Source organism: Geodermatophilus chilensis, from assembly GCF_002802985.1.
Taxonomy (GTDB): domain Bacteria; phylum Actinomycetota; class Actinomycetes; order Mycobacteriales; family Geodermatophilaceae; genus Geodermatophilus; species Geodermatophilus chilensis.
Map to the genome: position 1 here is coordinate 1 of NZ_NVPT01000074.1, position 10,607 is coordinate 10,607.

The window sequence follows — 10,607 nt, forward strand, 5'->3', positions numbered from 1 at the left end:
TATTAATCAGTCCTCACTTGTACACCACCCAGCTGACGAACCGGCGTACGAGCCCATCACCCGGATCCGGCCCCTGCAGTGGTGGTTCGACCGCAGCACCCGGACCAAGGTGCTGGCGCTGGTCGCCTTCTCGACGCTGGTCTCGGTCCTCGTCGGCGTCCTCGGCCTCCAAGGGCTGAGCACGACCGCGGCGCACACCGAGCGGCTGTACCAGGAGAACCTGCTGCGCATCGCCGCCGCCGGTGACATGCGCGCCGCGATCGTCGACGTGCAGGTCCTCACGAGGGACGCGCTCGTCGCCGGCTCGCCCGGCGGCGCCCAGGCGGTCCTGGAGACGGTGCCCGCCGTCCAGGCGGCGTTCGGCGAGGCCGTGTCGGCCTACGCGGCCGGGGGGTTGCCGGAGGAGGAGCTCTCCCGCATGGCCGCCGAGCTGCGCACCACGGTGACCAGCTTCGTGCGCTGACCCCTCCCGACCGCCCCCCTGTGCCGGGGCGGCGGGGACTCCGGGGACGGCGCACGCCTCCGGGTCGACCGTCGGCGCGGTAAGTGTCGAGGATCCGGAGCAGCTGGTGCGGCCCGGCGCATGTCCGGGCTGTCCAGCGGGCAGGAGAGCGGCCCGCAGTTCCCACCGGGAGGTACCACCGTGAGCCGTTCCATCGCCGACCAGTCGGTCGAGGAACTCGGGGGACCGGGCAGCGTCCTGGTCCGCCAGCGCCATGACCACGTCCAGCTGGACCGGCTCCTGCACGAGCTGGACGGCACGACCGGCCGCGAGCAGGAGGAGGTCCTCACCCGCATCGACCGGCTGGTCTTCAGCCACGCCTTCGCCGAGGAGAGCGTGCTCTGGCCGGCGATCCGCCGGGTGCTGCCCGACGGCGAGGAGCTGACCCTGCGCATCGAGCGGGAGCACCAGGAGGTCAACGAGCTGGTCAGCGAGCTCGAGACGCTGGGGCACGACGACCCGCGTCGCGCGCAGCGGCTGTCCCGGCTCGTGGAGGTGCTGTGCGAGGACGTCCGCGACGAGGAGGACGTGCTGTTCCCGCGGCTGCAGGAGCGGCTCGACCCGCACGAGCTGCGGGCGCTGGGCCGCCGGTGGGAGCTGGTCCGCCGGATCTCACCCACCCGGCCGCACCCGACGGTGTCCCGCCGTCCGCCGGGCAACGCGCTCTCGGCGCTGCCGCTGTCGGTGCTCGACCGCAGCCGCGACGTCGTCGACGCCGTCGTCCGCCGTGCCCCCGCGGCGCTGGCCCCTGCCGGCGAGGTGGTCAGCCGGGGGCTGGCCGGGCTCGCCGGCCTGGTCGAGAGGACCCCGCCGGCCCGCCGCGGGGACCGGCCGCCGACGGCGCGCTGACCCGCAGCCGACGACGGCCCCCTCCCGATCGGGAGGGGGCCGTCGCCGTCCATCAGGGGTGTGGCCGTCGGCCCAGTCCCGGGGCCCGCCCTGAGCTTGCGAAGGGTGGGGAGGACGGGGTCCTCAATGCGTGTGCCGGTCCTTGGGCTCGGCGCGGGCGTCGAGCTGGATCTCCTTCTCCGCCAGCGGCACGCCCTCCTTCAGCTCCTTGGTGCGCTCGATCTCGGCGTCGAGCTCGATGCCGAACAGCAGCGCCAGGTTGGTGATCCAGAACCAGACGAGGAAGACGATCACACCGGCGAGCGCGCCGTAGGTGGCGTTGTAGTTGCTGAAGTTCGCCACGTAGAAGGCGAACAGCGCCGAGGCGGCCGCCCACACCAGCAGGGCCACCGCGGCGCCCGGGCTGGTGAAGCGGAAGCCGCGCAGCTTGACGTTGGGCGTCGAGTAGTAGAGGACGGCGATCATCAGCATCACGATGAGCACGACCACCGGCCACTTGACCCAGCTCCACACGGTCAGCACGGTGCTGCCGAGGCCGATGGCACTGCCGACCGCGTCGACCACCGGGCCGCTGAGCACCAGCATGGCCACGATCAGGGCGGCGAACAGGACGCCGACGAGGGTGACCAGCAGCTGCAGCGGCTTGAGCTTCCAGACCTTGCGGCCCTCGGGGGTCTCGTACACCACGTTGGCCGCGCGGGTGAACGCGCCGACGTAGCCCGAGGCCGACCAGATGGCGGCCGCGAGACCGAGGACCAGACCGAGGCCGACCGGCGCGGTGTTGCCCGCGAGCTGCTCGACCACCGGCGTCAGCGTGCTGGCCGCCTGCCCGGGCACGACGGCCGTCAGCGCGGTGGTGAGCTGCTCCGGGTTGGTCAGCAGGCCGACGATCGACAGCAGCGCGATCAGCGCGGGGAACAGCGCCAGGGTGCCGTAGTAGGTGAGCGCGGCCGCCCAGTCGGTGAGGTTGTCCTCGCTGAACTCCTTCAGCGTCCGCTTCAGCGTCCCGCCGGTCGTCGCCTTCTTGTCCGCGCCCTGCGGGGCGTTGTCGAGCCGGGTGTCGTTGACCTTGGGGTCCTGCGGAGCGGGGTCGCCGGCGGTGTTGCCGGCGAAGCGGGTCTCGTTCGCGGCGGTTCTGCTGCCACGTGGACCGGTGGAGCGGGCCATCGTCAGTCCTCCGTCGGATGGGGAGCGATCCAGCACTGAGTGCCCCGGATGATCGTGGTCCATGCCCGCCGCCGGTGTGTCGCGACCGGTCCGTGACCTCAGCCCGCGCCGTGCACCGGGACCGGCCGGGTCCCCTCGTCCGCGCCCCGCCGTCGCCGGCCGGCCAGCGTCACGGCGGCGACGGCCGCCGCGCTGCCCGCCCCCATCAGGGCGACCGTGGTGAACGACCCTGCCGCGGGGAAGCCGGTCACCGCGCCCGTGCCGGCCGCGAGGACCGCGACGGTCACCGTGCTGCCGACCGCCTGCCCGACCGACCGCGCGATGGAGTTCACCGCGTTGGCCACGCCGGTCTCCTCGGGGCGGACGGCGGCCACCACGAGGGCGGGCAGCGCCGCGTAGGCCACGGTGACCCACACCTGGGTGAGCAGCCCGGCGGCGACCACCTGCGCCGGGGTGTCGCGCAGCGCCGCGAACAGGCCGAAGCCGGCCAGCCCGCACAGCGCGCCCGCGCGCAGCGTGGTGAGCGCCCCTACCCGGGCGACGATCCTCCCGGCGACCGGCCCGAGCAGGACGCCGACCACCCCGCCGGGCAGCAGGTACAGCACCGCGGCCTCGAGCACCGAGGCGCCGAAGCCGTAGCCGGCCTCCGGCGGCGTCTGCACGTACTGCAGGACGACCAGGAAGGAGGCGAACAGCCCCACCCCGGTCAGCAACCCGGCCACGTTGGGGACGACGATCCGCGGGTCGGCCAGCAGGCCCGGGCGGACCAGCGGCTGGGTGTGCCGCCGCTGCAGCAGCACCCAGCCTGGCAGCACGAGCGCCGCCCCGGCCAGACAGCCCAGCGTCCCCGGCGACGTCCACCCCCACGCGTTGCCCTGCGAGACCGGCAGCAGCAGGAGCACCAGCCCCGCGGCCAGCACGGCGGCGCCGGCCCAGTCGACCCGGCCGGACCCGGTGGCCGCGCGGCGCGGGAGGACGACCGCCGTCAGCACCAGCGTGACCAGGCAGACGACCAGCCCGATCCAGAAGGGGCGGTGGTAGTCGCCGCCGTCCCGGGTGAGCACCCCGGCGGCCACCAGGCCGACGACGCCGCCCACCGCGAGCGTGCTGCTCACCACCGACATCGCGACGTCGAGCCGGGCGGCGGGCAGCTCGCGGCGCAGCACGCTGATGGCCAGCGGGAACAGGCCGTAGGAGGCGCCCTGCAGCACCCGCGCCACCAGCAGCAGGGGCAGCGAGGTCGTGACCAGCGCCAGCAGCGTGCCCACCGACATGGCCGCGAGCACGCCGAGTGCCACCGGGCGCTCGCCCCAGGTGTCCCCGAGGCGGCCCAGCACCGGTGTGGCGACGGCGGCGGCGAGCAGGTTGGCCGTCAGGACCCAGCCGGCGGCGTTGGCCGAGACCCCCAGCTGGGTGGCGATGGCCGGCAGCAGCGGGACGACGAGGCTCTGCATGAGCGACAGGGCGGTCGTGCCGAGCGCCAGGACGGCGACCAGCACCGCCGGCCGCGGCGTGCGCTGCTCGTCGTCGGCGCCGCGGGACACCGGGGGATCAGACCACGCCCGGTGTCACCGGGCGCGCCTGCCGGGATGCGTGCAATCGGTCACACCCCATCGGGTGGAGCACCGCACCCGAGGATTGAGACGGCGGCCGGCTGGGGTAGACCCGGTGCGACGACGACGTGCCGCGGGGGCTCCGCCCCGAGCGGCGACTTCTGTGCACAAAGGGGTTTTGACTGATGGTGCTGTGGCCGACCGTGACCCTCGTCGGCTTTCTGGTCCTGACCGCACTGGTGATCGGGCTGGGGACGTCCTCGACCGCGCGGTACGAGCGTGAGCAGCGCGCCGCGAAGGCCGTCCCGGCCCGCCCGGCCACCACCCGGACCGCGACCGGCGAACCGGTGGGTGCCCGCGCCGCCTGAAAGAGGACCACCCTTCACCACGCCTCGTACAAGGACCCCGTCCTCCCCACCCTTCGCAGGCTCAGGGTGGGACCCGGGACGGGGCCGGTGGGCCCTGAAGGGTGGCCGTTCCAGCACCTCACCAGCGCGCCCCGCGCCTCCTGTCCGGAGTCGCGGGGCGCGGGTGTGTCCGGGGGTCCTCCGTCAGAGCCAGGCCTCGTCGGTGTCGAGCACCGTGCGGTCCAGTGACTCGAGCAGGTCAAACTGGGCGCGGGTGCGCGGCAGCTCCCACCGCCAGAAGTAGCGGGCCGCTGCGCGCTTGCCCTCGTGGAAGGCGTCGGTCGAGCCCTCGCAGGCCAGCGCCTGCTCCAGCCACAGCCAGCCGACCACCAGGTGGCCGGTGGCCTCCAGGTAGACGCTGGCGTTGGCCAGCGCCAGGTCCGGGTCGCCGGTGCCCCACAGCGTGGCGGTCACCTCGCCCATCCGGGCCACCGCGGCGTCCAGGTCGGCGGCGAACCCGGCCCACTGCGTGCCGGCGGCGCGGGCCGTCGTCGCGCTGATCGTCTCCCCGAGCAGCCGCAGCCCGGCCCCGTCCTGGGCGACCACCTTGCGGCCGAGCAGGTCCAGCGCCTGGATGCCGTTCGTGCCCTCGTGGATCGGGTTGAGCCGGTTGTCCCGGTAGAACTGCTCGACCGGGTAGTCGCGGGTGTAGCCGTAGCCGCCGTGTACCTGGATGGCCAGGTCGTCGGCGACCGGGCCCCACTGCGAGGGCCAGGCCTTGGCGATCGGCGTCAGGGTGTCCAGCAGCAGGTGGGCGCGGGCGCGCTCCTCCTCGGTCTCCGCGGTCTGCTCCTCGTCGACCAGCCGGGCGCAGTACAACCCCAGGGCCAGGCCGCCCTCGGCGTAGGACTTGGCGGCCAGCAGCATCCGGCGCACGTCGGGGTGCTCGATGATCGGCACGGCGGGGGACGCGGGGTCGTTGGCGCCCGCCGGGCGGCCCTGCGTGCGGGTGCGGGCGTACTCGAGGGCGTGCAGGTAGCCGGTGTAGCCCAGCACGGTCGCGCCCATCCCGACGCCGATCCGCGCCTCGTTCATCATGTGGAACATGTAGGTGAGGCCGCGGTGCGGCTCGCCCACCAGGTGGCCGACGGCGCCGGGCCGGCCGCCCGGGGTGTGCACTCCCTCGCCGAAGTTCAGCAGCGTGTTCGTCGTCCCCCGGTAGCCCATCTTGTGGTTCAGGCCGGCCAGGACGACGTCGTTGCGCTCACCGAGGGTCCCGTCCTCGTTCACGAGGAACTTCGGGACGACGAACAGCGAGATGCCCTTCACCCCGGGCGGGCCGCCGGGGATCTTGGCCAGGACCAGGTGGACGATGTTCTCGGTCAGCTCGTGGTCGCCGCCGGAGATCCACATCTTGTTGCCGGTCAGCCGGTACGTGCCGTCGTCCTGCGGCACGGCCTTCGTGGTGATGTCCGCGAGCGACGAGCCGGCCTGCGGCTCCGACAGCGCCATCGTCCCGAACCAGCGGCCCTCGATCTCGGGGCGCACGTAGGTGTCGATCTGCTCCCGGCTGCCGTGGGCGAGCAGCAGTCGGGCGTTGCTCATGGTGAGGAACGGGTAGGCCGACGTGCCGACGTTGGCGGCCTTGAACCAGGCGAAGACCGCCTGGCCGACGACGTGCGGCAGCTGCATGCCGCCGTACTCCTCGTCGAACTCCCCGGCCATCAGCCCGGCCTCGACGAAGACGTCGAGCGCCTGCTTCACCTCGGGGATCAGCACGGCCCTGCCGTCGACCATCCGCGGCTCGTTCTCGTCGGCCTTCCGGTTGTGCGGCGCGAAGTGGTCGGTGGCGATCTGCTCGGCGAGGTCGAGCACCGCGTCGAAGGTCTCCCGCGAGTGCTCGGCGTAGCGCGGGCGCTTCACCAGGCCCTCGACGTCCAGCCACTCGTGGAGCAGGAAGTCGAGGTCGCGGCGGGACAGGATCAACGACGAGCGCACGACGCCTCCATGCGGGACGGCAGGGACCCGGGTCACGTCCGCCCGGTGCCGCCACAGTAGGACGTGGTGGGGACGGCGGGCCGCGGGCCTGCGGGCGACCTCCCGTCCGGTTCGTGCCGTCGGCGTCCTGGGTAGCCCGCGCCCACACACGTCGACGCCGGGAGGACGCGTCATGGCCGTGCCCAGGATCCTCGACTCCCTGCGGGGAGCCGCCACGGAGGCAGGAGGGGCGCTGCTCGGCCGCCTCCAGCACGTGCGGCTGCCCGGCCTGGGGCAGTCCTCGACCACCGAGGACCCCGAGACCGCCGCCCGCCGCTGGCGGGCGGTCACCGTGCTGTGCTCGCCGGAGCAGGTGGGCACGGGGGCGGACCTCCCCGCACCGCTGGCCGCGCTCGGCGACCGCGTCGAGCTGCGCATCACGCCCGCGCCCGGCGACCGCGGCACCGAGCTCGCCGCGCGCTACCGGGACCGGCCGTCGGATGACGACCTGCGTGCGCTGCGATCCGCGCTGCGGGAGAGCAAGCAGCTGATCGAGGTGGGCGAGGTGCTGCGGGTGGACCCCGCGCCGCACGGGGTCCGCCGGCCGACGCCGCAGGGGGCGGCGCTGGAGGGGATGACCCGGCGCGCCGGGGGAGAGGGTGTGCTGTGAGGGCGGCGACCTGGACCGGGGTCAACGAGGTGTCGGTGGAGACCGTCCCGGACCCGCAGATCCTCAACGACCACGACGTCATCCTGCGGGTGCGGCGCACCACCACCTGCGGCTCGGACCTGCACCTGCTCGGCGGCTACATCCCGTTCATGCGGGTCGGCGACGTGCTCGGCCACGAGTTCATGGGCGAGGTGGTCGAGGTCGGCAGGGGCGTACGAGAGCGGAAGGTGGGCGACCGCGTCGTCGTCAACTCGTTCATCGCCTGCGGGCACTGCTGGTACTGCAGGCAGGAGCTCTACAGCCTCTGCGACAACGGCAACCCCAACCCGGGGATCACCGAGTCGCTGTGGGGCCAGAGCCCGGGCGGCTGCTTCGGCTACTCGCACGCGATGGGCGGCTGGGCGGGCAGCCACGCGGAGTACGTCCGGGTCCCGTACGCCGACGTCGGCGCCTTCGTCGTCCCGGAGGAGGTGAGCGACGAGCGGGCGCTGTTCGCCTCCGACGCGGTCTCCACCGGCTGGATGGGCGCCGACCTGGCCGGCACGAAGCCGGGGGACGTCGTCGCGGTGTGGGGCGCCGGCGGGGTCGGTCAGATGGCGGCCCGGGCCGCGATGCTGTTGGGCGCCGAGCGGGTGTACGTCATCGACCGGCTGCCCGAGCGGCTGGCCCAGGTCCGCGAGCACGTCGGCGCCGAGACGATCGACTACTCGCGGACCGACGTCCTGGCCGAGCTGCGCGAGGTGACCGGTGGCCGCGGGCCCGACGTCTGCATCGAGGCGGTCGGCATGGAGGCGCACAGCTCGGGCATCCAGGGTGCCTACGACCAGGTCAAGCAGCAGCTGCGGCTGCAGACCGACCGGCCCTCCGCCGTCCGGGAGGCGATCCTGGCCTGCCGCAAGGGCGGCAGCGTCTTCGTGCTCGGCGTCTTCGCGCTGATGGTGGACAAGTTCCCGCTCGGCGCGCTGATGAACAAGGGCCTGACCGTGCGCGGCGCCCAGGTGCACGGTCAGCGCTACATGCCGCGGATCCTCGAGCACATGGCCCGCGGCGAGCTCACCACCGAGCACCTGGCCACCCACGTGATGCCGCTGGAGGAGGCGCCGCGGGGCTACCGGATGTTCAAGGACAAGACCGACGGCTGCGTGCGTTCGGTCTTCGTGCCCTGAGAACACGGCAGTGGCCCTCTCCCGTCACGGGAGAGGGCCACTGCCGTGTGTCCGTCGGTCAGGCGCGGGGCGATGCGTTCCCGGGCCGGCCGAGCGGGGGAGCGGTGGACGTCGGTGCCGCGGCGCCGACCGCCTGCGTGGCCTGCTCGGCCGGCTCGTCCGCGGCCGGGTCCCCGGTCGTCTGCCGCGCCGCCTCGCGAGCGGCCTGTATGCCGGACTTGTCCGACAGGGCGAGCTGCGGCAGGAACAGGAACACGAAGAACCCGAGGGCGACGACGACCGCGGCGATGAGGAACACCAGGTCGATGGAGTCGGAGAAGCCGGTCTTGAAGGGCAGCGCGAGGTAGTCGGGCAGCTCCTGGATGAACGAGGTGTCCGACAGGTCCGTGCCGGCCGGCAGCTGACCGCTCTGCAGCGCCTGCGCCACACGCGGGTCGCCGGCCGCCGTCTCGGCGACCGACTGCTCGATCTGCCCCGGCAGCCGGCTGAACAGCAGGGAGAGGAAGGCGGCGGTGCCAATCGTGCCGCCCATCTGCCGGAAGAAAGTCACCGAGGAGGTGGCCACGCCCATCTCCCCCGGGGAGACGGCGTTCTGCACCGCGAGCACCGCTGGCTGGAAGTTGAAGCCGAGGCCCACGCCGAGCATGACCATGAACGGCACCAGCGCCCAGATCGAGGTCTCGGCGCCGACGATGAAGGACATCGACACCAGGGCCACGGTCATCAGGACGGTGCCGGCCAGCGGGAAGACCCGGTACCGACCGGTCCTCGAGATCGCGATGCCCGAGCTCATGGCGCCGGTCATGATCCCGGCGACCAGCGGGATCATCTGCAGGCCGGCGACGGTCGCGCTCGAGCCGTGCACGATCTGCAGGTACTGCGGGAGGAGCAGCAGGCCGCCGAACATGCCGGCACCCACCACCACGCTGCCCACGCTGGCGACCGTGAAGCTGCGGTTGCGGAACAGTCGCAGCGGCAGCAGTGCCTCGTCGCGGTAGGCCCGCTCGGCCAGGACGAACGCGACGAAGCCGACGGCGCCGATGGCGTAGCAGACCAGCGCGCGGCCCGACGTCCAGCCCCAGATCCGGCCCTGCTCGGCGATGATCAGCAGCGGCACCAGGAAGGTGACCAGCGCCAGCGCGCCCGGCCAGTCGATGCGGTGCTCGCGGCGCTCGTACGGCAGGTGCAGCACCTTGAAGACGGCGGCGAAGGCGAGCGCGCCCAGCGGCACGTTGATCAGGAAGATCCAGCGCCAGCCGTCGAGGCCCAGCAGCGAGCCCTGGCCGGCGAAGAAGCCGCCGATGACCGGGCCCAGCACGCTGGAGGTGCCGAAGACGGCCATGAAGTACCCCTGGTACCGGGAGCGCTCCCGCGGCGGCACGATGTCACCGATGATCGCCAACGCCAGCGACATCAGCCCGCCGGCGCCGATGCCCTGCACCGCCCGGTAGGCGGCCAGCTGGTACATCGAGTCGGCGATGCCGCAGAGCACCGAGCCGAGGACGAACACGGCGATCGCGAACAGGTAGAACGGCCGCCGGCCGTAGATGTCGGAGAGCTTCCCGTACAGCGGCGTCGAGATCGTCGAGGTGATGAGGAAGGCCGTGGTCGCCCAGGCCTGCAGGTCGTAGCCCTGCAGGTCGTCGGCGATGGTGCGGATCGCGGTCGCGACGACGGTCTGGTCGAGGGCCGCGAGGAACATCGCGACCATCAGCCCGACGATGATCGTCAGGATCTGCCGGTGGGTGAAGGTGCCGTCCGCGCCGGGTGCGGAGGCCGCCTCCCGGGCGTCCCTCCGCTCGGCCGCACTGGCGCGGGTGCTCTGGCTCATGACTTCTCTCTGCTGGAGGCGACCGGCACGACGGTGGGCTCGGTGGGGAGGGATGCGGCGAGGTCGTCGAGGAGACGACCGAACAGGTGGGTGAGGGCGGTGAGGTCCGCGGCCGGCCAGTCGGCGGTCACGCGGGCCAGGTGGGCCTCGCGCTCGGCGCGGACCTGGGCGAGCGCTGCCCGGCCGGCGTCGGTGACGACCAGCCGGCTGGCCCGTCCGTCGGTCTCGTCGGCGACGCGGTGGACCAGGCCCTGCTCGATCAGCGTGGCCACGTGCCGGCTGACCGTCGAGGGGTCGGCGTGCACGAGCTCGGCCAGGGCACCCTGGCGCAGCGGGCCCAGCCGGTCGAGCGGGAACAGCAGGACCAGTGCCGCCCGGCCCTCGGCGGCCTGACCCGCCTTGAGGGCGTGCACCAGCCGCATGAACCGCGGCAGCTGCTCGCCCAGGGTGCGCAGGTCGGCGAGCCGGTCATCGCCGGGCGCGGCGGGGCCGGGCACGGCGGGGGACGACGGCACGGGCGACTCCCAGGGACGACGGACGGAACG

General features: G+C 73.3%; 10 protein-coding genes. 5 read left to right on the top strand and 5 right to left on the bottom strand.

Annotated features, from left to right (window positions below):
- Positions 1-463: MCP four helix bundle domain-containing protein (locus CNO22_RS13845; protein ID WP_232807023.1), on the top strand; the 463-nt coding region annotated here is incomplete at its 5' end.
- Positions 464-643: 180 nt separating this feature from the next.
- The gene (locus CNO22_RS13850; protein ID WP_100499929.1) at positions 644-1,351 is read left to right on the top strand and encodes a hemerythrin domain-containing protein; all 708 of its coding nucleotides are present in this window, start codon (positions 644-646) and stop codon (positions 1,349-1,351) included.
- Positions 1,352-1,474: 123 nt separating this feature from the next.
- On the opposite strand, the gene CNO22_RS13855 is transcribed toward CNO22_RS13850, so the two are convergent.
- On the bottom strand, positions 1,475-2,518 hold the full coding sequence (locus tag CNO22_RS13855) for a YihY/virulence factor BrkB family protein (protein WP_100499930.1): 1,044 nt from the start codon (positions 2,516-2,518) through the stop codon (positions 1,475-1,477).
- A 98-nt stretch (positions 2,519-2,616) separates the two neighbouring features.
- The gene (locus tag CNO22_RS13860; RefSeq protein ID WP_100499931.1) at positions 2,617-4,062 is read right to left on the bottom strand and encodes an MFS transporter; all 1,446 of its coding nucleotides are present in this window, start codon (positions 4,060-4,062) and stop codon (positions 2,617-2,619) included.
- Between the two features lie 194 nt (positions 4,063-4,256).
- Between CNO22_RS13860 and CNO22_RS13865 the strand changes: the two genes are divergently transcribed.
- Positions 4,257-4,439 (top strand): hypothetical protein, encoded by a 183-nt coding sequence (locus CNO22_RS13865; protein ID WP_100499932.1) that lies wholly within the window; start codon positions 4,257-4,259, stop codon positions 4,437-4,439.
- Between the two features lie 183 nt (positions 4,440-4,622).
- Here the strand turns inward: CNO22_RS13865 and CNO22_RS13870 are convergent, their stop codons facing one another.
- Positions 4,623-6,416 carry an acyl-CoA dehydrogenase gene (locus CNO22_RS13870; protein WP_100499933.1) on the bottom strand — a complete coding sequence of 598 codons (1,794 nt, stop codon included), beginning with the start codon at positions 6,414-6,416 and terminating at the stop codon, positions 4,623-4,625.
- 172 nt (positions 6,417-6,588) lie between these two features.
- Here CNO22_RS13870 and CNO22_RS13875 point away from each other — a divergent pair, with 172 nt between their 5' ends.
- Together CNO22_RS13875 and CNO22_RS13880 are read left to right on the top strand one after the other, a co-directional pair.
- Positions 6,589-7,065: a hypothetical protein gene (locus CNO22_RS13875; RefSeq protein WP_100499934.1), complete on the top strand. Its 477-nt coding sequence runs from the start codon at positions 6,589-6,591 to the stop codon at positions 7,063-7,065.
- Positions 7,062-8,231: a zinc-dependent alcohol dehydrogenase gene (locus CNO22_RS13880; RefSeq protein WP_100499935.1), complete on the top strand. Its 1,170-nt coding sequence runs from the start codon at positions 7,062-7,064 to the stop codon at positions 8,229-8,231. The genes CNO22_RS13875 and CNO22_RS13880 overlap by 4 nt, the downstream gene beginning before the upstream one ends.
- Before the next feature lie 58 nt (positions 8,232-8,289).
- On the opposite strand, the gene CNO22_RS13885 is transcribed toward CNO22_RS13880, so the two are convergent.
- Both CNO22_RS13885 and CNO22_RS13890 read right to left on the bottom strand, forming a co-directional pair.
- Positions 8,290-10,062, bottom strand: coding sequence for an MDR family MFS transporter (locus tag CNO22_RS13885; protein WP_100499936.1), 1,773 nt, complete (start codon positions 10,060-10,062; stop codon positions 8,290-8,292).
- Positions 10,059-10,577, bottom strand: coding sequence for a MarR family winged helix-turn-helix transcriptional regulator (locus CNO22_RS13890; RefSeq protein WP_100499937.1), 519 nt, complete (start codon positions 10,575-10,577; stop codon positions 10,059-10,061). The genes CNO22_RS13885 and CNO22_RS13890 overlap by 4 nt, the downstream gene beginning before the upstream one ends.
- Positions 10,578-10,607: the final 30 nt, after the last annotated feature.